Source organism: Paraniabella ginsengisoli (assembly GCF_022513635.1).
Taxonomy (GTDB): Bacteria; Bacteroidota; Bacteroidia; order Chitinophagales; family Chitinophagaceae; genus Niabella; species Niabella ginsengisoli.
In genome coordinates this window covers 356723-383368 of the sequence record NZ_JAKWBL010000003.1, presented here as the reverse complement: position 1 = coordinate 383368, position 26646 = coordinate 356723, and the positions used below count along the sequence as shown (strand labels likewise).

28 protein-coding genes and 2 pseudogenes are annotated in these 26646 nt (G+C 38.8%); 19 read left to right on the top strand and 11 right to left on the bottom strand.

Features of this window, described 5'->3' with window-relative positions; all coding sequences use genetic code 11:
* Window positions 1–25: 25 nt before the first annotated feature.
* Window positions 26–4989 (bottom strand): annotated as a pseudogene (locus MKP09_RS28675) (translocation/assembly module TamB domain-containing protein).
* A gap of 356 nt (window positions 4990–5345) precedes the next feature.
* Between MKP09_RS28675 and MKP09_RS16590 the strand changes: the two are divergent.
* The 6 genes from MKP09_RS16590 to MKP09_RS16565 all read left to right on the top strand — a co-directional run bounded on the left by MKP09_RS16590 (window position 5346) and on the right by MKP09_RS16565 (window position 7531).
* Complete coding sequence (locus MKP09_RS16590) at window positions 5346–5708, top strand: alpha/beta fold hydrolase (RefSeq protein WP_240831312.1); 363 nt, start codon at window positions 5346–5348, stop codon at window positions 5706–5708.
* Window positions 5705–6175: an alpha/beta fold hydrolase gene (locus MKP09_RS16585; RefSeq protein WP_240831310.1), complete on the top strand. Its 471-nt coding sequence runs from the start codon at window positions 5705–5707 to the stop codon at window positions 6173–6175. Before MKP09_RS16590 ends, MKP09_RS16585 begins: the two co-directional genes overlap by 4 nt.
* Before the next feature lie 27 nt (window positions 6176–6202).
* Window positions 6203–6448 (top strand): hypothetical protein, encoded by a 246-nt coding sequence (locus MKP09_RS16580; RefSeq protein ID WP_240831306.1) that lies wholly within the window; start codon window positions 6203–6205, stop codon window positions 6446–6448.
* 33 nt (window positions 6449–6481) lie between these two features.
* Window positions 6482–6946, top strand: coding sequence for a ferritin-like domain-containing protein (locus MKP09_RS16575; protein ID WP_240831303.1), 465 nt, complete (start codon window positions 6482–6484; stop codon window positions 6944–6946).
* Window positions 6947–6976: 30 nt separating this feature from the next.
* Window positions 6977–7135 (top strand): hypothetical protein, encoded by a 159-nt coding sequence (locus tag MKP09_RS16570; RefSeq protein WP_240831302.1) that lies wholly within the window; start codon window positions 6977–6979, stop codon window positions 7133–7135.
* A gap of 177 nt (window positions 7136–7312) precedes the next feature.
* Entirely contained in the window at window positions 7313–7531 is a 219-nt protein-coding gene (locus tag MKP09_RS16565) for a hypothetical protein (RefSeq protein WP_240831300.1), read from the top strand.
* Between the two features lie 63 nt (window positions 7532–7594).
* On the opposite strand, the gene MKP09_RS16560 is transcribed toward MKP09_RS16565, so the two are convergent.
* From MKP09_RS16560 to MKP09_RS26430, 3 genes are read right to left on the bottom strand one after another with little or no spacing between them, the layout of a single operon-like run.
* On the bottom strand, window positions 7595–8434 hold the full coding sequence (locus tag MKP09_RS16560) for an SDR family oxidoreductase (protein WP_449587069.1): 840 nt from the start codon (window positions 8432–8434) through the stop codon (window positions 7595–7597).
* 34 nt (window positions 8435–8468) lie between these two features.
* Window positions 8469–8867 (bottom strand): NAD(P)/FAD-dependent oxidoreductase, encoded by a 399-nt coding sequence (locus MKP09_RS26435; RefSeq protein WP_262915443.1) that lies wholly within the window; start codon window positions 8865–8867, stop codon window positions 8469–8471.
* A 4-nt stretch (window positions 8868–8871) separates the two neighbouring features.
* A complete protein-coding gene (locus MKP09_RS26430) occupies window positions 8872–9594 on the bottom strand; it encodes an NAD(P)/FAD-dependent oxidoreductase (protein ID WP_262915442.1) in 723 nt (240 codons plus the stop codon).
* 187 nt (window positions 9595–9781) lie between these two features.
* Here MKP09_RS26430 and MKP09_RS16550 point away from each other — a divergent pair, with 187 nt between their 5' ends.
* From MKP09_RS16550 to MKP09_RS16515, 8 genes are read left to right on the top strand one after another with little or no spacing between them, the layout of a single operon-like run.
* A complete protein-coding gene (locus MKP09_RS16550) occupies window positions 9782–10807 on the top strand; it encodes a ligase-associated DNA damage response exonuclease (RefSeq protein ID WP_240831296.1) in 1026 nt (341 codons plus the stop codon).
* 14 nt (window positions 10808–10821) lie between these two features.
* Window positions 10822–11175 carry a DNA ligase-like domain-containing protein gene (locus tag MKP09_RS16545; protein ID WP_240831294.1) on the top strand — a complete coding sequence of 118 codons (354 nt, stop codon included), beginning with the start codon at window positions 10822–10824 and terminating at the stop codon, window positions 11173–11175.
* Complete coding sequence (locus MKP09_RS16540) at window positions 11112–12392, top strand: ATP-dependent DNA ligase (RefSeq protein WP_240831292.1); 1281 nt, start codon at window positions 11112–11114, stop codon at window positions 12390–12392. The genes MKP09_RS16545 and MKP09_RS16540 overlap by 64 nt, the downstream gene beginning before the upstream one ends.
* A 52-nt stretch (window positions 12393–12444) precedes the next feature.
* Complete coding sequence (locus MKP09_RS16535) at window positions 12445–12735, top strand: nucleotidyltransferase family protein (RefSeq protein WP_240831284.1); 291 nt, start codon at window positions 12445–12447, stop codon at window positions 12733–12735.
* Window positions 12736–12745: 10 nt separating this feature from the next.
* Window positions 12746–13057, top strand: coding sequence for a HepT-like ribonuclease domain-containing protein (locus MKP09_RS16530; RefSeq protein ID WP_240831283.1), 312 nt, complete (start codon window positions 12746–12748; stop codon window positions 13055–13057).
* Window positions 13058–13073: 16 nt separating this feature from the next.
* On the top strand, window positions 13074–15530 hold the full coding sequence (locus MKP09_RS16525) for a ligase-associated DNA damage response DEXH box helicase (RefSeq protein ID WP_240831281.1): 2457 nt from the start codon (window positions 13074–13076) through the stop codon (window positions 15528–15530).
* Window positions 15531–15565: 35 nt separating this feature from the next.
* Window positions 15566–16201, top strand: a complete 636-nt coding sequence (gene pdeM / locus MKP09_RS16520; protein WP_240831279.1) for a ligase-associated DNA damage response endonuclease PdeM — start codon at window positions 15566–15568, stop codon at window positions 16199–16201.
* 49 nt (window positions 16202–16250) lie between these two features.
* A complete protein-coding gene (locus MKP09_RS16515; RefSeq protein WP_240831273.1) occupies window positions 16251–16418 on the top strand; it encodes a hypothetical protein in 168 nt (55 codons plus the stop codon).
* 92 nt (window positions 16419–16510) lie between these two features.
* Here the strand turns inward: MKP09_RS16515 and MKP09_RS16510 are convergent, their stop codons facing one another.
* Window positions 16511–16858 (bottom strand): hypothetical protein, encoded by a 348-nt coding sequence (locus MKP09_RS16510; RefSeq protein WP_240831270.1) that lies wholly within the window; start codon window positions 16856–16858, stop codon window positions 16511–16513.
* 303 nt (window positions 16859–17161) lie between these two features.
* On the opposite strand from MKP09_RS16510, the gene MKP09_RS16505 reads away from it, so the two are divergent.
* From MKP09_RS16505 to MKP09_RS16495, 3 genes and pseudogenes are all read left to right on the top strand, one after another.
* Window positions 17162–17473 carry an HAD family hydrolase gene (locus MKP09_RS16505; protein ID WP_240831269.1) on the top strand — a complete coding sequence of 104 codons (312 nt, stop codon included), beginning with the start codon at window positions 17162–17164 and terminating at the stop codon, window positions 17471–17473.
* Window positions 17470–18459: a phosphoserine phosphatase gene (locus MKP09_RS16500; RefSeq protein ID WP_240831268.1), complete on the top strand. Its 990-nt coding sequence runs from the start codon at window positions 17470–17472 to the stop codon at window positions 18457–18459. Before MKP09_RS16505 ends, MKP09_RS16500 begins: the two co-directional genes overlap by 4 nt.
* Window positions 18460–18614: 155 nt before the next feature.
* Window positions 18615–19510: pseudogene (locus tag MKP09_RS16495) on the top strand (alkaline phosphatase family protein).
* 164 nt (window positions 19511–19674) lie between these two features.
* On the opposite strand, the gene MKP09_RS26425 reads toward MKP09_RS16495, so the two are convergent.
* The 3 genes from MKP09_RS26425 to MKP09_RS16480 are packed head-to-tail and all read right to left on the bottom strand — an operon-like array spanning window position 19675 to window position 22152.
* Window positions 19675–20184, bottom strand: coding sequence for a TonB-dependent receptor (locus tag MKP09_RS26425; protein WP_262915439.1), 510 nt, complete (start codon window positions 20182–20184; stop codon window positions 19675–19677).
* The gene (locus tag MKP09_RS26420) at window positions 20129–21982 is read right to left on the bottom strand and encodes a TonB-dependent receptor (protein WP_317235367.1); all 1854 of its coding nucleotides are present in this window, start codon (window positions 21980–21982) and stop codon (window positions 20129–20131) included. Before MKP09_RS26420 ends, MKP09_RS26425 begins: the two co-directional genes overlap by 56 nt.
* A complete protein-coding gene (locus MKP09_RS16480) occupies window positions 21979–22152 on the bottom strand; it encodes a hypothetical protein (RefSeq protein ID WP_240831267.1) in 174 nt (57 codons plus the stop codon). The genes MKP09_RS26420 and MKP09_RS16480 overlap by 4 nt, the downstream gene beginning before the upstream one ends.
* Before the next feature lie 212 nt (window positions 22153–22364).
* Between MKP09_RS16480 and MKP09_RS16475 the strand changes: the two genes are divergently transcribed.
* Together MKP09_RS16475 and MKP09_RS16470 are read left to right on the top strand one after the other, a co-directional pair.
* Complete coding sequence (locus MKP09_RS16475; protein ID WP_240831266.1) at window positions 22365–22880, top strand: metal-dependent transcriptional regulator; 516 nt, start codon at window positions 22365–22367, stop codon at window positions 22878–22880.
* The gene (locus MKP09_RS16470) at window positions 22861–22998 is read left to right on the top strand and encodes a FeoA family protein (RefSeq protein ID WP_240831517.1); all 138 of its coding nucleotides are present in this window, start codon (window positions 22861–22863) and stop codon (window positions 22996–22998) included. The genes MKP09_RS16475 and MKP09_RS16470 overlap by 20 nt, the downstream gene beginning before the upstream one ends.
* A gap of 46 nt (window positions 22999–23044) precedes the next feature.
* On the opposite strand, the gene MKP09_RS16465 is transcribed toward MKP09_RS16470, so the two are convergent.
* The 3 genes from MKP09_RS16465 to MKP09_RS28270 form a co-directional block, all read right to left on the bottom strand.
* Window positions 23045–25705: a glycoside hydrolase family 3 protein gene (locus MKP09_RS16465; RefSeq protein ID WP_240831264.1), complete on the bottom strand. Its 2661-nt coding sequence runs from the start codon at window positions 25703–25705 to the stop codon at window positions 23045–23047.
* Between the two features lie 120 nt (window positions 25706–25825).
* A complete protein-coding gene (locus tag MKP09_RS16460) occupies window positions 25826–26467 on the bottom strand; it encodes a S16 family serine protease (RefSeq protein ID WP_240831252.1) in 642 nt (213 codons plus the stop codon).
* Window positions 26468–26469: 2 nt separating this feature from the next.
* On the bottom strand, window positions 26470–26610 hold the full coding sequence (locus MKP09_RS28270) for a hypothetical protein (RefSeq protein ID WP_394801092.1): 141 nt from the start codon (window positions 26608–26610) through the stop codon (window positions 26470–26472).
* Window positions 26611–26646 lie beyond the last annotated feature (36 nt).

Sequence of the window (26646 nt, the reverse complement as noted above, 5' to 3'; positions counted from 1 at the left end):
AACTATAATAGTATCATCCTACTATTTACTTATCATCGTCGTTATCTCTTTCTTCACGCCTGGCTTGCCTTTCTTCGCGTCGCTGTCTCTTTTTCAGGCTGTTAAATATTTCTTTGAATTCGTTGTAATCAACTACCAATGCAAAGCCCAGGCCTGTTTCAATAATCTGGCCTTCGAGAATTACATCTGATTGATTGCGGCGATAAGCTCTTAATCTGTAGCGTCCATCCCGCGATAATAAATATTCTATATTCACATTGCCGGCAATATTCGATCCCGATCTGTTGTCTCTTTTTCCACCTTCTAATGCAAAGTCGCTGCCAACAGTTATTGTAAGCCTGTCATTCAGCAATCGCTTGAAACAGCCACTTCCAACTCTGTCCTTGTTTCCTGCGATCCGGAGCTGTAATCTTCCTCAGAATTAAGGCCAAAGGAAAGGTCAACACCTTTGATCAGATCTGACGCAAGATTGTTCAGTTGTTGTGTTAGCAAACGGCTTACACTTTGCCGTGCCAGCATTTCCGGAGAAGTGCCGCCAGAAAGGCTTTCAAATGGATTGTCAGACACAAACCTACCCAAAGCCAATAATGCAAACACCTGTTTATTTAGTTCGCTTTCATTGCTGTTTACTTGTTGAAGACGTGTATATACAATTCCATTAAATGCATTTTTTTCGTTTTCAGGCATTGTTATTTCAAATGCAATCTTTGGTTTTAATAACTGTTCCGTCATTTTTAAATACACAATAAACGGAAGCTTTTGCCTGTATGTTGTTTGCGTGGATTGTGGTTGATCTTGTATCTGATTTGCCACCAGGTCAATTGGAGCAGTATTGATATTGTACACCGCTGTAATATTAATATTAGCCTCTGTCGGCGAGCCCGTCCATGTTATATAACTTCCTTGTTGAAGTGTGAATTTTCTTTTTGCTAAACCACCAATCGAAAGATTATAATTACCATCAGAAATCAGGTAGCGCCCCGTCATGGATAATTTACCGCTTGGATCCATAGTGACATTAAGTTCCGCTTCACCCTTAACTAATAAAGCATCTCCATTAGCAGGATCAACCACAACGGTAATTTCAGCTTCTTTCTCGGTTTGCAAATTCATAGAAAGATTGATGCCTTTTAGTGGTGATCGTGTAAGACTATCTACATTTATGGCTTCGCGGCCGTTATTAGGCGGTGCATCCATATCTACAAATTCTACAATACCATCCTGTTCCACTACACCCGGGTCGTCATCAGGTATTGCAAAGAAGAAACGAGTATCTTTATTTATACGAACTGAACCGGTTACTTCCGGTTTATTCATATCTCCGCCAATATTCGCATTTACTGTCAGGAATACTTTTCCATAAAACAATTCGTTATCAGCAGAAGTAGAATTCAGCGCTCTGAAATTATTGGCCCGTAGCTTCAGATCAAAACCAAAGTTGGAGTAATCTGTGGTTTTCACAAGTCCACTCAATGTTAATGCCTGATTGGAAGAGTCTCGCAAAGTGAAGTCATTAAAACGGATGCCCTCTTCAACAAAAGAGATGGATTCATTATTCAGCCTGAAATAAGAATTAAGTGTTGCAATGTTTAAGCCTGCGTTTTTAAAGCTTAATCCTCCCAATACCCTGGGCGCTGTTAAAGGACCTTTTGCCGTTAATTGTCCGGAAAGTATACCGGTTCCGTCTTTGATCTGACCACCCGATAAGCTTTCTATATATTTCAGATCAAACTTATTAATATTAACTGCCATGTCAAGCGAGCCTTTGTCAGTTGTATAATAGAATCCATTTACCCTAACATCATGTAATCCAGTTAGCGCTACGTCAACTTTAAAGGCATCGGGCGTGTAATTATCAGAAAGTATTTTAAGATCCCCTAATTCATCTTTCTGATAACGCAATTTATTAACAGTAAGGTTGGCCTCAAATTGTGGAGAGGTAGCTATATTTTTTACGTCTACAGTTCCGTTAAGTGTGCCACCAACCAGGGACGTGTCCTGCTCTGCATATCGTGTAAGCGTTTCAAGCATGAAGTTCTTAAACTCAATTTTTACAGGTGAGTTGGGCGCTTCGGAAATACTATTGATAGCAAGCGATTGGCCGCTGTTGTTAATAACAAAATCGCGGACATAAATACCAGCTTTTCCGTATTGAAGCAAGTTGTTTTCGGCTACCTGCCATTTATCATAATTCAATAATAGCTTTTGTGGGTCTAAAGAAAACTGGTAGGTTTCGTCGTTAACTTTGAAATTTCCGCCGATAACGTATTTGTCCTGATTCTTGCTATCACGAAGAAAAACATTTACGCCAAGCATATTATTTGCTGCGTTACCGTTTATGGATGAATTGTAAAGCTTTATTGACGGGCTTTCCAGGCTCGCAATATTCAGCGCATAATTCAATTGTGTCGTATCTGCATTGTTTATATTTAACGTAACATTTTTTACATCAAAGCTGTCATAAATAACATGTGGGAAGTTGGCATTTACAACCAGACTGTCCATTTCCGTATCAATCACACCATTCAAATAAGAAGGAGAAAATGTGTACAGGGATGGCACGAATTCTTTCAATAATTTGGAATCATGCACAACAACATTGAAGCGCATCTTTTGTGGAGCGATTTTTTCAACGGGCGCAAAAGCATAGTATTTATTGATCTCATTAATAAATGCCTGTCCCAATTTTGTTAATTGGTATTTGCCGTCAAGAGTCGCATCAATAATATCTGAATGAAGTTGTAGGTTATTTGCTGAGTCGCTGGCAAAAGCATTTAAACTAATAGTATCTATATTAATAACTCTTCCTCCTGTTGCTACCTGCAAACTTGAAATATGAGCGTTTCCGTTCAGGTAATCCGGGCTCGCAGTTGGGAAATCAAGTGTAGTAACGCCAGCAATTTTAAATTCAGAGGTGGCAAAATTTAATTTCTCTAAATCAATTCTTTTTAAGTCAATAGTTCCTTTTATCGCAGGATATTTACCAGCTATATTAACGTTGGCGGCAATATCAAAATTTGCGTTGGAGTCGGTACTGCTGGTTTGCAATTGTAATGCCTGCTTCGCATACTTTCCATCCAATTTTATATTCTGATAATTATATTTATTATAGTAGGCGCTATATATTGTTCCTTTCACTGTTGCATTAGCCGTTTGGGCCGAAGTGCCCGATCCTGCAACGTCCATGAATAAGCTAACGGTTCCTACGTCCGTTCTTTTCAATAATCTTCCTACGTTGAATTTACTTACATCGAGGCGCGCTTTGTAAGATGGATTTTTAGAAGAGCCTCCCATTGCTGCTACTATTTTTGCTGAGCCCATATCTGTTTTGACATTCAGATTGGTTGCAAATTTTTTAATAGTGCCTGTAAACTTTCCATTTGCTGCTATTTGATTGGGCAGCTCAATGCTATTCGGCAATGTGCCTTTTGGTAACAGCGCATTCAGATCAGTTTTAGAACTAGTGAACTTGCCTATATTAATATTGAAAAAACTATTGTCAATTTTAGGAAGACCTTTTATACTTCCTGTTATATCGATGTTTGTGTTTTTAAGTCCTTTTAGTTGTAGTTTACTGATATTAATGTCGCTTAATTTGCCTTTAACTTTAGCGGCCATATTTAGCTTCTCATCCTGGTAATGCGATGGTACGGAAGAAGAAAAATAAGCCGCGTCAGCAAGGCCTAATACAGAATTATCGAAAGTGATTTCCATCTCCACTCTTTCCGGATGTTTCGTCAAATCTTCCTGCGATGTATAAGTAATTAAAGTATTGTTATCAATTAATGTGTTAGGTGTTTTGATCAAAAGGTCTTCTACACTAATTTGCTTATCGTCATAAATCACTTTGCCGCGTAGCTCATTCAAAACAAATCCACTGGTATCAGCCAATTTACCACCATTGATCGTTGCTTTTATACCGGCGCTATCGATGGCTATATCTTCTCCTGTTATGCCAAGGTTTTTAATATTAAGATGATTAAAATCCATCACACCTTTTTCGCGTGGTGCAGAAAGATTACTGTATTTGATCGTATTATTAGCCAGTATGATCTTGTTCAGATAAAGACTAAAAGGGGATTCCTGCGTGCTGTCAGCTGCTTTTTCAATGGCTTCTTCATTTGCTGGTGTGGGGCGATAAGCGAAATCTATTATAGAATTACTTAGTTCGCCTTCACTTGTTTGATATTTGCCGTTGGTAAGATCAATCAAAAGATCTTTAAAGTTGAAGGTTTTAAGAAATACAAATGCCCGCGTATCCGACAGTCTATCGTCATATTTCAGGTCTATATCGCCAAATGCAAAGTTTTTTACTTCGATGAGTGGAAGCCTGCCGCCCGATTCTTTTTCAGTACTGTCGATAGCTGCATCTGCTTTTTCTTGAAGAACGGTTAACGGCTTGGTTTGAAAATAATGTAATTGTGTGTTGTTGAGTTCCAGTTTGTCCAATACATAGTGCATTTGTTCGAGATCGAACTTGTCCACTTTTGCGCTTAGTTTACCAAGTGAAACACCGGCATCATTCCCGGCTACATCATCTTTAAATTTTAGCCTGATATCATTAAAAGCGATTTTATCAAGGCGGAGTTGCAAGGGCGCTGTAGAATCGTCAGGCGTTTTTTCAGGTTCCTTGTCTGCTGAAACAAAAGCGTCTACAAGGAACTGATAGTTAAAAACCGTGTCAGGATTATTACGATAAACATTGGCGTACACTTTATCCAGTTCAATATTGTTAATGGCGATGCGACTTCTGATGAGGCCAATCATATCAAGCTGAACAGCAAGTTTACCCGCATATAATAAAGTATCATTCTTTTTGTCTGCGATGTAAAATTTATCAAGCTGCAAGCCTGTCGGAAAACTGATCCTTATACGTTCAAGGCTAATCTCCGTATCAGTTTTCTTTTTTAAATAGGATACAACTTTGTTTTTGACAAAGTTTTGAACGGATGGAATGGTGAGGGATACGGCAGCGAGAATTACAAGCATAATAATACTTGCTATAACCCAAAGTACAATTTTTAAAATCTTACGTGCCACGCTACTCAAGTACAAATGTTTTTCTAAGTGAGAAATTACTGTCAGTCTGTAGAACTAAAAAGTTATCACAAAAGGGTTAAGATAACGCTTTAGGCAAAAATATAGCTTATGCAAATTGCGTGCTACTTTTATATTGGCTGGAATTTACAGGAATAAAGGCTTTTAAAAAAATTTAGATTAGCTATCAGACAGTTGGCGTGGTTTTGGTATTTAAGGAAAAGATAACGGAGGACAGATGAAATATGACGGAAAGAGAGATTTGGCTTTGTTATTTTAATATTTATCATTTAAAATTTTGTATTAATATGCCTTATATCAAAAATGCCAGGGGTTCAAAAGAAGTGAAGATATTTTATGAAGATCATGGAGCGGGTAAACCCGTGGTGCTGATACACGGTTGGCCATTAAGCCATACTTCCTGGGACCTTCAGGTTACAGCATTGGTAAATGCAGGATATCGTGTTATTGCTTATGATAGACGTGGATTTGGAAAATCGGAAACAGAGTGGAATAAATATGATTATGATACGCTTGCTTCTGATTTGGATGCACTAATAAATGAGTTGCAACTTAGCGGTATTACTTTGGTAGGCTTTTCTATGGGCGGGGAGAAGTGGTTCGCTATCTTACCAAATATGGTGCTGATAAAATCTCAAAAGCTGCGTTGATCGCTTCAATCATACCCCTTGTTCCCCAAAAGCCTGACAATCCCGACGGTGTTCCACAGGAAGAATTGGATAAAATAACTGAAGCGCTGAATACAGATCGCGTTGGATTCTTAAAAGATTTTCATAAGAATTTTTACAATTACAGCCTGCTAAAGAAAGGTGTTAGCGAGGGACGTTTGGATGCAGATTTTATTATCGCTTCAGGGGCATCTGAAAATGCGACACAGAAAGCGGCAGAAGCCTGGGCCACAACGGATTTCAGGCCGGAACTTAAAAATGTTACAGTTCCCACTTTGATCGTTCATGGCGATTCAGATAATATTGTTCCTATTAAAACATCAGCAGAGCAAGCCGCAAAGAGCATCGCTAATAATGAATATCATACTATTGAAGGAGCGCCACACGGTTTAAATGTTACGCATGCTAATGAGTTGAATAGCCTGTTGCTAGGCTTTCTTGGTAAATAATTAACGATAATATAAAAAATTAAAGACATGGAACATAATAACGGACGAGAGTTTTCAGTGCAGGCTGTGGTAAATGGTCAATCTCAGGAAGTGCTTGTATTAACATCGGAAACAACAGATGGAGTGACTTTTTATAATTGCCGTATACATGGAAACGAAATAACACAAATCAGAAAAGATGATCAAGAGTGGAAGCAGATCTGGGGTCAAATTCCTGAAGAGGATGTGAAAGCGATAGGTGAGGCTATTGAGGGATCACTACTTGAAGAATAACAGATTGTACTTACATTTTCAATTTTATAAATTATGGATACGCTTAATATTAATAAACAGGTAGAGATTTTAAACGATTTGGTTCAGATCAATAACGACAGGATCGCGGGTTATGAAAAGGCGCTGGAGGGTTTAAATGATGAAGAAGGAGAAGACCTGAAACCGCTGTTTCAACGAATGATCAACAACAGCGTTGATTACAATGAAGGATTGGAAAAACTCATCGGATTGTTTAATGGCGAGCCCGCATTGGGTACTTCGGGCGCTGGAAAATTATACCGGGCATGGATGGATTTTAAAGCCTTAGTTACAGGTGGAGATCGTAAAGCGATCCTTGAAAGTTGTGAAACTGGCGAAGAAACTGCCCTTCGGGCATATGACGAGGCATTAGCTGAAGAAGAATTGAACGAGGAGTCAAAAAAATTAATATTGTCTCAGCGGGCCGATATTTTACAGGCCCATCAGGAAGTACAAGCGTTAAAACAAGTCTTAAAATAAAAATATTATTCAATCCTCTAAATCCATCCAATGAAAAACTTAACCTTATTCTTTCTCGTTGTATTTCTTTCTTTTACGCTTCAAAGTTGTGAAGTTGTAGAAGGTATTTTTAAAGCCGGCATGTGGTGGGCGTTCTTCCTCATTGCGCTGGTTGCAGTAGGATTATTTTTACTGTTTCGAAAAAAATAATTTTCAAACGCCTGCTTTTTTCTTCAAAATGGCAGGCGTTTTGTTATACAACAAATGACGATGATGAGAGTTGATGAAAGGCTGGATCAAATTATTCCTTTGAACTTTATATCTAAATCTACAACTGTTTTTGGGATTGTAAATGTGGAAAGTAAATAACAGTTAAATTTTAAATATATGCGAAACGCTCTAACCAACAACCCAAGGAACTTAAGCGGTGGCGATTTGCCAAGTGAGTTCCCCATTAGATTTACAGGTGATGCCATTCAGTACTTATCAGGATCTGTATTGATCAATCTTAATGATTGGCAATGGCATGAGGAAGTGATCAACGGACAAAAGCATTGCATTATCACAGATCGTTTATCTTCTGAAATGCAATATCCTATGGGCTAGCCGATCAGATGACATCTGAAAAAGAATTGAAGCGGTTACAATAATATTGTAGCCGCTTTCTTATTAACCATTAATAATTTCTCCACCATTCGGATGTAACACCTGGCCACTGATATAACTTGAGTCCTCGCTGGCCAAAAACAAAAAGGCCGGTGCTACTTCATTAGGCATGCCGGCGCGTTTAATGGGAGCGTCGCTGCCAAATTCCGAAACTTTCTTTTTACTAAAAGATGATGCGATCAATGGCGTCCATATTGGTCCGGGTGCTACCGCATTCACTCGAATACCTTTTTCTATAAGATTTGTCGCAAGGCTTCGTGTAAAAGAAATGATTGCGCCTTTCGTAGCGGAATAGTCAATCAGTTTCGGGCTTCCACGATAAGCTGTTACAGATGCCGTGTTGATAATACAAGATCCTTTTTTTAAATGCTTCATGGCATATTTTGTAACCCAGAAATAAGAAAAGAAGTCTGAGTGAAAAGTTTTCATCAACTGATCTGTTGTAATATCTTCAATGGAATCCGCTTCCCAATGCAGCCCTGCATTGTTCACTATAATATCGATTTTGCCTAATTGTTTTACAGTTTTTTCAATAACCTTTTTGCAATGGGCTTCTTTGCCGAGGTCTCCTTTTATAACAACACAAGCGCCACCAAATATTTCTGCCTCAGCCTTTGTTTCGTTAGCGTCCTTGTCTTCATTTAAGTAAGCTATACAAATATCCGCGCCTTCTTTGGCAAAAAGTAAAGCTACTGCTTTTCCAATGCCACTGTCGCCACCAGTAATAAGCACCGATTTGCCTGCAAGCTTTCCTCGTGGGGAATACGACTTTGGCTTGGTTTCGGCTACAGGAGCAAGGCTGCTTTCTTTACCGGGTCTTTGTTGAGACTGTTTAGGCCTTATCTTTTTTTACTATCTTTTTTCATCAGTTTATTTTTTATCTTTTAAATCGATAATAATAGGATATGTCATTTGGTTTTTCGCACAACATATCTGTAATAATTTTTCGGCCCTGCACTGAAAACGTAATACCGTTGCCACCAAAACCAAGAACAAAAAGCGCATTTTTAAAATCGGGGTGAGGGCCAATATAAGGCAGTCCATCTTTTGTGGAGCCGAAAACCCCAGCCCAGCTTATATCTTCTACAAAATGAATACCAGGCATAAGCGCCTCTAATTGCTTCGTCAAATCCTTCGATTTTTTTTCTTTGCTATTTTGCAAATAGTTTGCTGATGTGTATTTACTGTCTGCGCCACCAACTAAAAGTCTGCCATCATCAGTTGTCCGCAAATACAGGTAAGGGTCTCTGGTGTTCCATACCAGTAACGTATTCAATTTTTTATTGATCCTTATTCCTTCTTCGCTTACGCATGCAAAAAGTGCTGTGCAAATCTGCAATAGGTTCTTTAAACATTTTTACTGTTTCATAGCCTGTGCAGTAAATTATTTTTTTGGCGTTTATCTGGCATCCACTTTTTAAGTTTATTACAATGCCACTGTTATTGTGTTTTACGTTTTTTATTTCCACCTGATCATATACCTCCAGTCCTTTTTTGGTATTTCTATGTATAAGTTCGTGTGCAAGTTTATAGGCATCCACGCTAGCCGCTGTTTTAGAAAGTATGCCGCCATAACTATTCAGTCCATATTCTGTTTTGATAGCAGAAGGGCTTAACCATTTTACACCAAGCCTGTGTTGTTGCCTCGCTTCAAATTCCTGATATAACCACTTGGAAGCAATCTCAGTATGTGCGAGATAAAGTGATGTTTTTTTCTGAAAGCCGCAATCAATGTTTCCATCTTTTATTAGCTGTTCTAATTCCCTAATCGCTTTTATGCCTGATCGATAGCAGAGGGCAGCGGCCTCCTCGCCAATTTTTTTAGAAAGCTGATACAGCGGTACATCAATTTCGTATTGAAGCATTGAGGTTGTTGCGGCTGTGCTGCCCCAAGCAATATCTCTTTTGTCGAGCAACATCGTTTTATAACCTTCACTTACCAGCGCGTCGCTGATAAGTGCGCCTGTAATACCGCCACCCATAACAACAATATCTGTTGACATATTTTTTGTGCCGATGGATAACTATAAAGAAGACCGTTTTTTAAAAGCCAGAAAGACTCATAAGTTCTTAACCGCATACATACTCAATTGTATGTTAACAAAACAATTATCAATCCAACTTTTTTGGGTTTTACACAAGTTGTTTTCGGGAACGATATTTGAAACAGATTAAACACAATTCAATCATTTGAGCCTGTTACGTTTTACAAAAGAAGGAATTTATTGTCCGCAAGGCGATTTTTACATTGATCCTTGGAAGCCGGTGAAGTATGCTGTGATAACGCATGGCCATGGCGATCATGCCCGATGGGGAAGCGATCATTATTTGGCACATGAGGCGTCGAAGCCCATTATGCAATCGAGATTGGGCGCAGATATCAGCATTGAAACAATGCCTTATGGCGAAAGTAAAATCATCAATGGAGTAAAATTGAGCCTCCATCCTGCAGGCCATATTATTGGTTCCGCTCAAATAAGATTAGAATATAATGGCTTCGTAAGCGTTGTGTCTGGAGATTATAAGATCGAGTATGACGGAATATCAACTCCATTTGAACTAGTGAAATGCAATGAATTTGTTACGGAAAGCACATTTGGTTTACCGATTTACAATTGGCTGAGCCAGCAACAAATTTTCGATAATATTAAGAATTGGATTGCTGGGAACCAAAGGCAACAGCGAACCAGCATATTTATTGCATACAGTTTAGGCAAAGCACAAAGATTGATGAAAGGGTTGGAAGGCAGCGGAAGCTTATTGGTGCACAGTTCTATTGATCGTTTGAACAATGCGATTAAAACTGCGGGTATTGTTTTGCCAGACACAAAGGTTTGGAATGTAGATACACCAAAAGTAGACGTTCAGGGCAATATTGTAATACTGCCACCTTCATTACTGGGAACTAATATGATCAAAAAGATTCCGAACGGTGCCGTAGCTATATGTTCCGGATGGATGCAGATAAGAGGTAACCGGCGCTGGCAGAGTGTAGACGCAGGTTTCGCGGTAAGCGACCACGCAGACTGGCAAGGCCTGTTAAGTACGATTAAAGCAACCGGCGCTGAACAGGTATTTGTTACACATGGGTACACAGCAACCTTTGCCAAGTATCTGAATGAGATCGGTATTAATGCAAAAGAAGTTAACACGCAATATGGTAATGATGAAGAGGCGGACGAATCAGCTAATAGAGAAAAGGAGGGAGGAATATGAAAAATTTTGCCACCTTGATACAAGCGCTTGAGATCAGCAACAAAACAAATGATAAAATCGACGCGATCGTAGCATATTTGCAAGTTGCACCTGACGATGATAAATTATGGCTGATTGCTTTATTTACAGGGCGAAGACCCAAAAGGCCGGTTAAAACTACATTGATCAGAAGCTGGGCGTTAGAGTTGTCGGGATTGCCGGAATGGTTATTTTTAGAGTGTTACAGTAATGTAGGTGATCTAGGAGAAACCATCAGTTTGATTTTGCCAAAACCAGAGTATCATGTTGAGAAAACCATTTCACAATGGATGAAAGAATTGATCGAGTTATATCAAAAAACAGACGAGGAAAAAAGTCTTATGTTCTAAAAGCGTGGAATGGCCTGGATTATAGCCAACGTTTCATTTTTAATAAATTGATCGGTGGCGGTTTTAGAATAGGGGTTTCGTATAAGTTGTTAGTAAATGCATTGTCTAAGTATTCGGGTGTTGAAGAAAGCAGGATGATGCACAGCATTATGGGTAAGTGGGATCCGGCAGCAACAAATTATACAGATTTAATTGGCGGAGAGCACATTAATGCGGATAATTCAAAACCGTATCCCTTCTGCTTAGCCTATCCGTTAGATAAACCTGTTGAAGAATTGGGTACACCAGATGAATGGCAGGCAGAATGGAAGTGGGACGGCATTCGTGGACAGATCATTAAGCGAAATAATGATTTCTTCATCTGGAGCCGTGGCGAAGAACTGGTGACGGAGCAATTTCCGGAATTGCGTTTACTGGCGGATCATTTGCCTGATGGAATAGTAATAGACGGCGAGATATTGGCAGTAAAGGATGGCCAGGTCTTAAACTTTAACCAGCTGCAAAAACGACTCAATCGAAAAACGATCTCCAAAAAGTTGTTAGATGAAACACCAGCAGGGTTCTACGTTTATGATCTTTTGGAATACAATGCCAACGATATAAGAGGGATGCTTTTTCAGGAGCGCCGACAACTTCTCGAAGAAATAGTTGAAAAAATTCCGTTCGGTTATGTATTGCTTTCACCCCTTGTTGATTTTGATAAATGGGAGCAGTTAGCTGTCTTACGCGAAGAAGCAAGGGATGTGAATAGCGAAGGCATTATGCTGAAAGCCAAAAATTCGATATATCATTCTGGCCGCAAAAAAGGAGACTGGTGGAAATGGAAGATCAATCCACTTTCGATAGATGCGGTTTTAATTTATGCACAGAAAGGAAGTGGGCGACGTAGCGGATTTTATACCGATTACACTTTTGCAATCAAAGCCGGTGATAAACTGGTAACCATTGCCAAAGCTTATTCAGGGCTTACGGATATGGAAATTAAAGAAGTGGATAAATTCATTAAAAATAATTCTCTTGAAAAATTCGGACCCGTACGCACTGTAAAACCCGAACTGGTTTTTGAAATAGGTTTTGAAGGTATTGCAGAAAGTAACAGGCATAAGTCAGGTGTGGCTTTGCGATTTCCCCGGATCCTCCGTTGGCGAAAAGATAAAAAAGCCGATGAAATAAATACGATTGAGGATTTAAAAGAAATGCTACAGAAATATGGATAAATCAGTGCTTGTGTACGATCTAAGGATTCATTCAAATTGTTATCTTTGGTGTATGACCGATTTGAAATCAATAAAAGAAATACTTGGCGGCATGAAGCCGGAATTAACACGAAGATTTCATGTGGATTCTATCGGCTTGTTTGGTTCGATTGTGAGAGAAGATTTTTCAAATGATAGCGATATTGATATAATAGTAGATTTTTCAAAGCCCATAGGAATAGAATTTATTGACTTAGCAGATTACATAGAAAGGCGGCTACAAAAGAAGGTGGATCTTGTTTCAAGGAACGGATTAAAAGCGAAATACTTTCTTCAAATCAAACCTGAAATCGTGTATGTCTAAAAGGTCTCCATTGCTTTTAGTAGAGGATATTATTGATAGTGCAAATAAAATCCTGAGCTATACAGACGGATATTTGTTTGAGGATTTCATAAATGATGATAAAACGGTTGATGCCGTAATAAGAAATTTTGAAATAATTGGTGAGGCAGCCAACAGACTTTCTGAAGAATATAAAGATGCTCATCCGCAGATTGACTGGCACAGGATTCGTGGTTTTCGAAATCGCATTGTACATCACTATTTTGGAATCGATTATTCTATTGTCTGGGAAATTAAAGAGAACTTCTTAAACAAATTAATTTCATCATTGCATTCATTATAATGCGCATTACCAAGTCTTGTCTTTTATCCAATCCACATCCGGCTACTCCATCGTTAAAGATTGGTTTCAATCTTTAGGCAACCGTCCATTTAATTTTCAAAAGGAAAGCTGGCAACACTTTCATGATGGTTATTCAGGATTGGTAATAGCGCCTACCGGATTTGGTAAAACTTTTTCAGTTTTCTTTTCTGTAGTTATTCATTATCTGAATCATCCAAAAGAATATGGTGATGGTTTAAAGCTTATCTGGATTACACCGTTACGCTCGCTGGCTAAAGATCTGGGACGTGCGATGACAGAGGCTTTGGAGCAAATCGGCCTTGATTGGGAAGTGGGTGTGAGAAATGGCGATACACCAGTTGCAGAACGCCAGCGACAAACTAAAAGAATGCCAGATGTATTGATCATAACTCCTGAAAGTTTGCATCTTTTATTTGCACAAAAAAACAACACAGCCTACTTTAAATATTTGAAATGTGTTGCAGTAGATGAATGGCATGAACTGTTGGGAAGTAAGCGTGGTGTGCTTACAGAGCTGGCTATTTCAAGATTGAGATATATTGTTCCTGATCTTCGCATATGGGGCATTAGCGCTACAATTGGTAATATAGATGAGGCTTTGAATGTACTGATTCCTTATGCTGATGCGAGTAAAACCATTGTGCGTTCGAAAGAAAAAAAGAAAACAGAGATTATTTCGATCATTCCTGATGAAATCGAAGTGCTGCCATGGGCAGGACATTTAGGAACTAAGATGGCTGCACAGTTGATACCCATTATCAATGAAAGCCGCACAACGTTGATATTTACAAACACACGTGGGCAAAGCGAATTATGGTACCAGGTGATGTTAACCGTTGCGCCGGATCTGGCAGGACAACTAGCTATCCATCACGGATCGATTGATATGGAATTGCGCAATTGGATTGAAGACATGTTGCACACCGGACAACTCAAAGCTGTCATTTGCACTTCATCTTTAGATCTTGGTGTGGATTTTAAACCTGTTGATACTGTTATCCAAATTGGCTCGCCTAAAGGCGTGGCGCGGTTTTTACAACGTGCGGGACGAAGTGGGCATTCGCCTTTTGAAACTTCCAAAATTTATTTTCTTCCAACACATTCTTTAGAATTAGTAGAGGCCGCGGCCCTTAAAGATGCAGCGCAAAAAGGTGTGATCGAAAGCCGTGTGCCGCTGGTGCAAACTTTTGACGTGTTGGTACAATATCTTGTTACATTGGCAGTGGGAGAGGGTTTTATTGAAAATAGCGTGTATCAGCAGGTGAAACAAACGCATGCCTTCAGTTATATTGAAAGAGAAGAGTGGTTATGGGTGTTGCGTTTCATTACACAAGGAGGCGATGTGTTGACAGCGTATGAAGATTTTCAGAAGGTAATTGTTGAAGATGGTATATACAAAGTAAAGAACCGCCGCATAGCAATGATGCATCGAATGAACCTTGGTGTTATTGTGAGCGATCCTATGCTGAAAGTAAAATTTCTCAGTGGTGGTTATATTGGCATGGTTGAGGAATATTTTGTATCGAAATTAAACCCTGGTGATAAGTTTGGGTTAGCAGGGAAAATATTGGAATTCGTGATGATAAAGGACATGACGGTATTGGTTAAAAAGAGCAATGCCAAGCGCGCCATTACACCAAGCTGGCTGGGAGGCCGGCTTCCGTTGAGTTCTAATCTTAGCGCTTTTTTGAGACATAAGTTTAATGAAGCTATGCATCCTGGTACAAAGGAATTGGAATTGAAAAAACTTCATCCGCTTTTTAAACAACAAGAAAAGTTTTCACATATTCCTAAAGATGATGAATTTTTGGTGGAGTTGATTCAGACACGCGACGGGCATCATTTGTTCATGTATCCTTTTGAAGGCAGGTTGGTGCACGAAGTGATGAGTGCGCTTGTAGCTTACCGGATCAGTAAAGTTCAACCCATCAGTTTTTCTATGGCGATGAATGATTATGGGTTTGAGTTGCTTAGCGATCAGCCGATACCGATGGATAAAGTTGATCTGAACAAAATATTATCTGCTGAAAATTTAACGGAAGATATTACACGAAGTATTAATGCAGCAGAAATGGCTGGCCGCAAGTTCAGGGATATTTCAGTTATTGCAGGCCTGGTAATAAAAAATTATGCTGGCAAATACAAAACAGATAAAAACCTTCAATCTTCATCAGGGCTTATATTCAGAATATTTGAACAGTATGATGCTCAGAATCTTTTGATGCGGCAGGCTTATGAAGAAGTGTTTTATCAGCAATTAGAAGAGCCGCGCCTCGCGGCAGCATTGCAACGCATTCAACAAAGCAAAATTGTTGTTGTAAATGCCAAAGCGTTTACGCCACTTAGTTTTCCAATAAAGGTTGATAGCCTGCGGCAGGATTTAAGCAGTGAAGAACTGGATGCAAAAGTGAGGAAGATGCAGGAGGAAACCATGAAAAGGTCGAAAGGCTGATTACTAAGAGTAGGCACTTATTTTTGCAGACATTCATGGAGATTATTTTTAACAATGAGCAAATAGTTTTATCGCCTCATCGCGCTGCATTCTGGCCCAGAAAAAAGATTTTGTTTTTGGCTGATATGCATTTAGGCAAAACAAGTTATTTCAGATCGAAGGGAATTCAGATTCCATCATCTGTAATGTCAGATGATTTGGCACGTCTAACGTTTCTTATTGATAAATATAAGGCAGAATCTATTGTTGTTGCCGGCGATATGTTTCATCATAATTACAATTCCGATATCAATATTTTTAAGCAATGGCGTGAAACAAAAACGGATGTTCGTTTTGTTTTGGTCCCCGGTAATCATGATAAGTTACTTGGTATAGATTATGATAATCTTGGAATAATGGTGACTGAAGAAGAGTATATACTTGATCCTTTTACAATTATACATCAGCCGCCAAAAAGTGTAGAACAGTTTTCTATTAGCGGCCATATTCATCCGGGTTACCTGATGGAAGGCCGGGCAAGACAGTCTTTACGGTTGCCTTGTTTTATCATAAATGAACGGCAAATGATTTTGCCAGCTTTTAGTGGGTTTACGGGTTTATATACAAAGTTTCAAACAAGTGGGCCTTGTGTAAATTATGTAATCGGACGCGATACCATTTTTAAGATATAAGGAATATTATTTCGGCATGGTTTTTTGACCAGTTCTGTAAATTACTACTATGGCAAAATCAAATAAAAAGAAAAATGATCCGATCAATTCTGGCAAAGAAGTGAAGGAAAGTAATGATCCGCATATTGATCAGGATGTTCCCGGTTTTCCCGATCCGCCTTCTGGAAAAGAAGACCTTAAGAAAAAAGAGCCAATAAAAAAGGCATATAAAAAATAGCATTTCATATACCGCAGAAACAAAAAAGAAAAGAAGTAAGTCTATTTGCTGTCTTTGCTTTTTTATGACTTTAGTTGTGAGCTAACTTACATTTAACCAAAAAGTTCTTGCTCATCCCGGTCTTCTACTTTTATATTTTTGATAAAGTCGTCAAACTCAGGTCCTTCATGGTTACTATATGTGCCGTAGGCGTCCAATATATATCCAATATTTCCTTCCTTATCTTCTGCTATATATAAAACCGCATTATCAGCAGGATCAGAATCTCCCTCAAAGCGAAATGTTTTGAAGATAAGCAGATCTTCAGCTTTATAAGTTTTGTTCAGGTTTTCAGACACCACCTCTTTGTCGTCGTTCATTTTTATTTCGTTATCAACGCCTTTCAATCTTAGTTTTTCAAGTATCTGACTAAGTGTTGTCATTTCTGTAGGTTGTTCCATATAAATAGTTTTAGAATGTTAGTAAGTTCTACTTATAGTTATACATAAATTAAGCCAAAGTATTCAGTTATAATTTATTAAAAGCCAGTTAGATTACGGTTGTCGAAAACGGTTTTTTGCCCAAACAGTAAATATGTGGCAACGAAATTGCGTCGCACATTTCAACTGTGGAATATGTGGCAACCTATATAAACGCCTCAATCCATCGACTATTGATCATTCACTATTCACTACTCTCACCCTTTCAGCTTACATTTGCGCATCAAATTTTATTTGAGTTCACCCGAAACCTTTAAAGCTTTTATGAAGCATAAGAATTATTATATTATTGATTTTGACAGCACATTTACGCAAGTTGAAGCCCTGGATGAACTTGTAAGAATATCTTTAAAAGACAATCCTGATAAAGAAGCCATCTTTAAGAAAATAGAAGATTATACCAATATGGCAATGGAAGGTAAGCTATCGTTTTCAGAAAGCCTTGCCGAGCGTGTAAAGCTATTAGGCGCCAATAAAGAACATCTTAAAAAATTGGTAACACATCTTAAAAAGAAAGTTTCAAAATCCTTTTCAAGAAATGCACCTTTCTTCAAAAAAATGCGGATGATGTATTGATCGTATCAGGAGGTTTCAAAGAATTTATAACACCTGTTGTAAAGAAACTCCACATCAAGAAAGAAAACATTTATGCGAATACTTTTTTATTTGATAACGAAGGCACAATAATCGGTTACGACGATAAGAACCCCTTAAGCCAGGAAGGCGGAAAAGTGAAGCTGATGAAAGAGTTGAATCTCCAGGGAAATTTATATGGAATCGGCGACGGGTATTCGGATTTTCAATTAAGAGAAAGCGGACTTATAAAAAAGTTTTTTGCTTATACAGAAAATATTTCGCGCAAAAGCGTTACCGCAAAAGCAGATCACATTACGCCCAGCTTTGACGAGTTTTTATACATCAATAAATTACCCGGCGCTATATCGTATCCGAAAAACCGGATCATTTGTATTGTTTCAGGAAAAGTACCTGCCGAATCTGTTGAGCTTTTGAAACAGGAAGGTTTTACAATTATTACAGAAGAGGAAGCTGATGAAAAATCGGTTCAAAAGGCTGGTGTAATGCTTATTGGGGCTGGCGCAAAGATTGATGAAAAGATGATCAAAAAAGCTTCGCGCTTAAAAGTGATCGGCTATTTGGGTTCTTCCAAAGAAGACCTGTCGCCGGACTCCTATACTGAAAAAGGAATCGTAGTTTTTGATAACATAAAAAGTACTGAGAAAGGTGAAGTTGCCATTATTAAAAGAATCATTGATTTTATAAACAGAGGCTCTATCAATAAAAGCAGCAATTTCCCTGCGCTTCAATTAGCTGCTGTAAATAAAACACACCGTATCATTCATATACACAAAAATGTACCGGGTGTAATGGCGCAGATCAATACTGTTTTGGCCAAACATTCTATCAATATTAGTTCACAATATTTAATGACCAATAATAAAATTGGATACGTTATCATCGACATTAATAAAGATTACGATAAACAATTATTGAAGGAGCTGAAAGGAATTGAACACACTATTCAGTTTAGAATATTGTATTGATAATGTTCGACATAAACAGCGATTCATAAAATTGGCTAGCGCATACTTCGATTATTTTAACAGATATTAACAGGATATTGACCTTTGCAATAAAAACCCTGGGCTTTCAATTATATTGCATTATCATTCAAGTGACTAATTTATAATAACCAGGTATGCGTATTAAATTGCTATCGATTTGTATTTTGCTACAGTTACTGTCGCTATTTTCTTCAGCTCAAAAGCGGGTAATAATTATCGGCCTTGACGGTTACAGCAGCGAAGGATTTAAAGGAATCAAACATCCTAATCTTGACAAGTTATTAGCCGAAGGCACTTATACATTAACCAACCGCCCGGTTATGCCTTCTGTAACACTGCCCAACTGGACCAGCCATTTAACGGGTTCGGGGCCTGAAGAGCACGGTGTTACCGGTAATGACTGGAAGTTGGAAAAACATTCACTTGAGCCTATTGATAAAGATGCTGAAGGATATTATCCCTCTATTTTTAAAGTATTGAAAGAACAGGTTTCTGGCGTTAAAACGGCATATTATTACAATTGGGCGGATCTGATTAATTCAATCAATAAAAAATACATCGACGAGCTTTCCTTTGAACAGAAAGATGGTTACGACAGTAACTATCAAAAAGCGATCAATTTTGTTGAGAGAAATAAAAAAGTCCCACACTTGTTTTTTTGTATAGTGTTCATACCGATCATGCAGGTCATGGATATGGGTGGATGTCGCCCGAATATGTAAAGGCGGTTGAAGCTGCTGATGTAGCATTAGGAAATTTTATAGAACAACTTAAAACAAAAGATCTTTATAAGGATACTCATTTTCTTTTCATCACCGATCATGGCGGTGTTAACAAAGGGCATGGCGGCATAAGCATGCGGGAAATGCAAATTCCCTGGGGCATCGTAGGTCCAAAAATTAAGAAGCAGGGTCTGAAAGATTTTTACAGCAGTAATAAAAATACTTCTTTGGCTATCGCAAAAATATTCGGTATCAAAAAACTGCCTAAAAGCTGGACTGGCCAACTTCCTGACGGGGTGTTTAAGTAAGCAAGGTTGCTGTTTTTGTGATTTAATTGTATCGTTCGTCGTTCCGACCGAGCAGCTGAAAGCTGTGAGTGGAGGAATCTCCATAGAGAAGATATGATCAATAATGAGATTGCCCGGCTTCGCTGTGTTTCGCTCGCAATGACAAGACCATGAGCGAGTACCTTTTAAAAAGGCAAAATAGCTTTTACATTGATGCTCCTTCCCATGTCGTACATACCCAGCCTGCCGTTGGGTGACTGGTTATAATATTCGAAATATTTCAACCTGTTTAAGTGCGATTGGTAAGATTTATCAAACAAGTTTGCTGCCTGTAGTTGAATGCTAAAAGTTTTCTGTGAACCATATCTGATTTGTGTTTGAATGCCGCAACTGACCAAAGTGTATGCAGGTGTTTCGGTTTCAGAATTGTTGTAACCAAAATATCTTATCTGCTTAAAGGTTGTTTCCATTTCAATTATTGGTGTAATTGAAGCAATCTTTCCTGATTTAAAAATTGTTTTTTTTGACAAGCTGCTCAACAGTCTTGCCGGTGGTATAAGTGGTAAATAGGCGCCGTTTATTCCTGTTCCTTTAAAATCAGGGTTTCGATTAAATCCATAAACTAAAGCAAGGCTGTTATCAAATTGAAAGCCGTTCAGCGTACCAGGGTGTAGAGAGAACCACAATTCCCCCATATAATTGAGCTTTTGCTTGTTGATATTTGTAGGTTCTGTTGCCGTGTGCATCAACAAGAGGATCGCCATTTGCATCTACTTCCAGATTTTGGTAAATATAATTCTGGATATTGTTATTAAAGATGCTGATGTCAGCAGAGAAATCAGTATATCTTGCACTAACTCCAATATCTTCCTGTAATGAAAATTCAGGATCAAAATTACGGTTTCCTAAATAGATGATATGAGCGCCGGGGTCTAACCCGTTGGATGCTATCTCCGTAATATTAGGAGCTCTGTAAGCCCTGCCAATATTAGCTTTCAGACTTATCTTGTCTGTAGCCTGATAAGTAATGCCCATGCTGGCAGAAAAACCTTTGAAACGTTTTGTGTAAGCTGGAAATTGTAAAACAGCATCCGGCGCTTCTCCTGTAAAACTATGTTGATCGAACCCTGTTTCCGGATTATGCTGAATATAAAAATCTTTCCACTTCACCTGTCTCAAATCGTAACGTATGCCTCCTCCCAATGTCCAGCTTTGTTGCTTCCATTTTGCATAAACAAAGACCCCTCCATCTATAAGATCGTAATCAGGTATTGGAAAATCTGTAGCATCCATATTCTTATTGTGTTGTATCATTCCATTGAAACCAATAGAAGGTTCAATATTTTTTAATGAGGGAAGATTATAGCGCACGCTATAGTTCAGTGTGTTGAGTTTAACAAACATACCTGGTTGCTCAGACACGGTAGGATGATTATATTCCTTTCGAAGGTTTTGTTGCACGGCAATATTTAAATCGATGTCGCCGCTGCCAAGTTTATAATAATTATGGGTATAAATTCTGTAATGCTGAATGTGTTGGTGAAGCGGAGATAGTGTGTATGAGTTTAATTCTTTTTCATCAACAACAGGCCTGGTTTTAATAATGTCATCTTCACCTTCGAAGATTTGTTTGGTGAACTTTCTACTAATGGAATCGCGGCTTCCATCCGGAATGCCTTGTTTATTATCATATACATTAGCGCCAAAATGTGAAAAGCCATTTGCTTTATTAAAGCCACTAATAATTGAAAGTGTTTTTTCGTGAAATCCTGTATTGTAAACACGGCCATCAATATTGTTTCTGTAATTTTTTGCAAGTCGATAGGATGCCGCCAGGGAAATAAAGAATGAGTTATTATTATAATCCACTCTCAGGCCATTGCCCAATAAATTATTATTCGATTGATATTCGCTTGTGAAATTACCGTGTAGTTTTCCGTCGGTCGAGCGAGGAATATAAGAGAACATGCTAACTACTCCTGCTAATGCATCCGATCCGTACATCAGGCTCGCGGGGCCTTTTATCACTTCGGCTCTGTTAATGTTATACGCGTCTACTTCAATACCATGTTCATCGCCCCATTGCTGTCCTTCCTGGCGTATACCATTATAAAGGGTAAGTACTCTATTATATCCAAGTCCGCGAATAAAAGGTTTAGATACATTAGGTCCGGTTTTTACTACGCTCACGCCAGGTGCATGTTTTACCAGAACATCCATGATATTGGGAGCCATGGTTTGTTGAATTTGACCAGACGAAACAGAAACTATAGCGATTGGGTTTTCTCTGATCAGCGTTGCTTTTGATACGCCTGTTACAACAACTTCGGTTAACGTGTCGTTAGGGTGCAGCGTTACATTAAGCGATGAACTTTTTCCAGAATTTACCGAAACGGATTTTTCAAAATTCCTATAGCCAGCATGACTTATCTGGATCCGGTAATTACCTGAAGTAAGATTTTGAATAGCAAAATATCCAAGACTGTTTGTCACGGCTTTGCTCCCCTCTCCATTTGGAGAGGGGCCGGGGTGAGGTGCAATTTAATGGTAGCCAGTTGTAGCGGTTTGTTATCTGCATATACATGACCGGTAATATTTCCCGTTTGCGCGATTAGTGTAAGCGCTGTTAGATTTAGTAAAGTGAGGGCGAGAATACTTTTCATGTGTATTTTTTACTGCTTTTATTTGTCACATGGAATTCCGCATAAGAAAATATTCATTCCTTTCGGATATGAAAATGAATATTTTCTTATGCTACATTTCATTTTTATAAATGTTATATATACAAAAGTATAAAGTTAGACTAATCTAACAAAATTATTTCGAGTAATCTTTTTATCTTTATCGCATGTTATCTCAGACTGAAGAAAATTATTTGAAAACGCTGTTTTATATAACAGAAGAAACGCAGCATAAGACAGGAGCAGGTACAAATGAATTGGCCGCTAATCTGGACGTAAAACCTGCAACAGCGAATGATATGCTCAAAAAGCTAAAAGAGAAAAAACTGATCGTTTATGAAAAGTATAAGAAGATTACTTTAACAGAACTGGGTAAGAGGCAAGCGATTGAGATTATACGTAAGCACCGGTTATGGGAAACTTTTTTGTATGAAAAGCTGCAATTTACCTGGGACGAAGTGCATGAAGTGGCAGAGCAATTGGAACATATTCATTCGCCAAAGCTGATTGCGCAGTTAGAAAAATTTTTAGGTTATCCCGAGTTTGATCCACACGGCGATGCAATACCCAATGCGCAAGGCGTATTGAAAAAAGTGTTCGACATACGCTTTCCCAGATCGAAGTTGGAAAAGTATGCAAGCTTGTTGCTGTTAAAGACAACAGTGCTTCTTTTTGCAGTTCGTAGTAAAAGTGGGCCTGGGCCTGAGTAGTAAAATTAAAGTCATCAATCGTCAGGAGTTTGACGGATCCATGGAAATAGATGTTCGTGGAAAAAAATCAATCGTTAGCCAAAAATTTGCCGAAAATATTTTTGTATCGATTGTGTAATTCATATCCCATGATTTAAATCGTGGGATATGAATTACATCGTGAGCTATGGTTTCACAGTCAACACTTCTTTCAATCTTATATCTTTAGAAGAAGCGCCAATCATGATCCTGAACGTTCCGGGTTCAATAACGGTTTTAAGATTCTTATCTAACATAGATAATAACTCTGGTGTGATTTTGAAATGAATGGTTTTACTTTCACCAGCTTTTAGATGAATGCGTTGAAAACCTTTTAGCTCCATTACGGGGCGCACCACACTTGCCAGTTCGTCGTGAATATATAACTGCACAACCTCGTCTCCATCGCGGTTTCCGATATTTTTGATTGTAAAACTTAGCGTTGTACTATCAGTTGTTGCAATTGCTTTTTTGTCAAGATGCAAATTGCTGTATTCAAAGTTGGTGTAGCTTAAACCATATCCAAAAGGGAACAGCGGTTGTCCCGAAAGATTATTATAATCATCTCCGCGACCGGTTGGTTTGTGATTATACACTAAAGGTAGCTGCGCCTCATGAACCGGAAAAGTAATAGGCAGTCGCCCGGCTGGGTTATAATCTCCAAATAAAATATCAGCAACCGCTCTGCCTGATTCCTCGCCACCGTACCAGGTATGGCCAATAGCGGCTACTTTATCTTTCCAGTTATTCATGGTGATAGCACTTCCTCCAACAAATAATACAATAACAGGTTTGCCTGTTGCTGCAATGGCATTGATCAGGGCTTCCTGGTGACCGGGTAAACTTAACATCGCCCGGTCGAGAAATTCGCCTTCAGTAATTCCTGCTACAACTATTGCTGCATCTGCTTTTCGAGCCAATGCTGCAGCTGCTTCGATCTTTTGTTGTGTGCGATCAGGCTTGCCTTCATTCCACACAAATTTTATCGTTCCATTGCCGTTTGTTTCATAAAATTCAATTTTGATGTTGTATTTTTTATTGGCTTCAAAACGATAGTCTTTTAAGAGGGTTTGGTAAGAAAGCTTTTGCCAGTTACCAATAACAAGTTTATCATTAATGTATAAGCGATAGCCATCATTCCCTTCCAGCCCGATCTTGTAGATTCCGCTTGTTGCTGGCGTCAATACGCCTGTCCATCTGGCGCTGTAAAAATCTCGGTCAAGTTTGGCGTCTGGTGCATATAGCGTCCAGGAAAAATCAATTGTTTTGTCTGTTCTTGTTACAGCTGGAGATTTAGTCATATCCCGACCTGTAAAATATTCAGCTTTTAAACCTTGTTTACTATCCGCAGACAAATATTTTGATTCGATGATCTTATAGCTGCTGTCATATCTACCCGCGCCTTCTGCATAATGAACTCTTTTTTCACCCAGCTTTTCTTTTAAGCCATCCAGTATGCTTCTCTTTTTATTTCCCTGGCCAGAGTAGCCGCCCAGCCTGGCTTCTACTGCATCACTGCCAAATACTGCAATACTTTTTATATTTTTCGATAGAGGCAATGTATTATTGGTATTCTTCAGAAGAACAAATGATGCCTTTGCGGCTTCTAATGCAGTAGCTTTACCTTGTTGTAATAATTTATCTTCTTCTGAAGTTTCCGGAATATATGGGTTTTCAAAAAGGCCCAATTCAAACTTAGCGCGTAGCACGCGCGATACTGCATCGTCAATTCTTTCTTTATCTATTTGACCATTTAAAAACGCAGGCATAAATAATTTGTGATGTTCATAATCTGTTTGAAAAATCACATCTAATCCGCCGTTGATGGCGTGAGCTCCGCTTTCCTGGTAGTCTTTTGCAGTATGATGCAGCACTGTTTCTCCGCCTACAGCATTAGCATCAGAAATTACAAAACCATCAAATCCCCATTTCTTTTTTAGCTGATCGATCAATAACCATTTATTGGAGGAGGCAGCGGTTCCATCAACAGAATTGTAAGCGGTCATAATAGATCTTGCTCCCGCTTTTTTGATAGCATCAATAAATGGAGGGAAATGTATTTCGTTTAAAAAACGTTCATTAAGATGAATCGGATAACTGTCGCGACCGCCGTCGCCAACATTTGCTACAAAATGTTTAGGTGTTGTAATGATCCCTTTCTTTTCAAATGCGCTTATAAAAGCTACACCCATTGCGCTTACCAGAAAAGGGTCTTCACCATAGGTTTCTTCTGTTCTTCCCCAACGAACATCAGAAGCGATGTTTACAACAGGCGATAATATTTGCCTGATGCCGCGCGCTTTTACCTGATTGGCTATATCCGATGCTACGCGATGCACCAACTTTGCGTCCCACGTAGCCGCAAGGCCAATAGCTTGCGGAAATGCAGTTGCCTGACTTCTTACAAGTCCATGAAGTGCTTCATCAAAGGCAATAATAGGAATGCCAAGGCGGGTTTCTTCTACAAAATATTTTTGAATGTTGTTGATCTTTTTGATAACAAGCAATGCATCTTCGTTAGTATTATAACTAAGCAATTGTCCTGCTGCATCCCCCTTGGCTTTGGCACTTACCTGAAACCCAAAAATCCCGTTTTTATATTGGCCAGGCTTTGTACCGTCCAGATCGCCGGGAATCATGAACAGTTGCCAGAATTTTTCTTCGGGTGTCATTTGTTGTAGCAAATCTGCTACACGTTTTTCAATAGGTTGCGTTTTGTCTTTATATAATGGCTGCTGGGCTGTAGCAGTAAACGATAATAAAATAATGGGGAGAAAGAAATAGGACCAAAAATAAATGACGCGCATAATTGTAAGCTTATGCCGCAATGTAGAAAGTATATTTCAGAATAAGAGAACTGTGTAGATGTTTTAAAAAGTAAACCCACGGTTTTAAGCCGTGGGTTACGAATATCATCCCATCAATAATTATTTGTTTTGCAATGCAATTTGCAACACTTCTTCCATTTTATCTACATAATGGAACTTCAATCCTTTAATGAACGAAGGCTCAACTTCTGTTACATCTTTTTCATTTTGAGTACAAAGAATGATCTCTTTAAGGCCTGCACGTCTCGCAGCTAATATTTTTTCTTTGATACCGCCAACAGGCAACACTTGTCCACGTAATGTAATTTCTCCTGTCATTGCAAGGAATGGCTTTACTTTTTTACCAGTTAAAGCGGAGGCAATGGATGTCATCATGGTAATACCAGCACTTGGCCCGTCTTTAGGTGTAGCTCCTTCAGGAACGTGTATATGAATACTTTTCTTTGCAAACAAAGTAGAGTCGATATTATATTTTGCCGCATGAGATTTAAGATAACTAAGCGCTGTAGTAGCACTTTCTTTCATCACATTTCCCAAATTTCCTGTCAGGCTCAGGTCTCCTTTTCCATCGCTCAGGCTGGCTTCAATAAATAAAATATCGCCACCAACATAAGTCCATGCAAGCCCTACAGCAACTCCAGGAACATTAACCGCTTTATACAGATCGTTATTGAATTTGGGTTTGCCCAAAATTTGTTGCAACTCTTCAACTGCAAGTGATGGATTCAGCGCTTCTTCCATGGCTATTTTTTAGCCCTGTTGCGCATAATGCTGGCTAATAACCTGTCCAGTTCCCGAACACCGCTTTCGCGCGTGTAGTCTGCAATTAGTCGCTCCAGCACTTTGTCTCCAATTTTTAAACTGCTTTTCGGAATGCCGTGCATTTCTTTTTGCTTAGGCAACAGGTGGCGCTTTGCTAT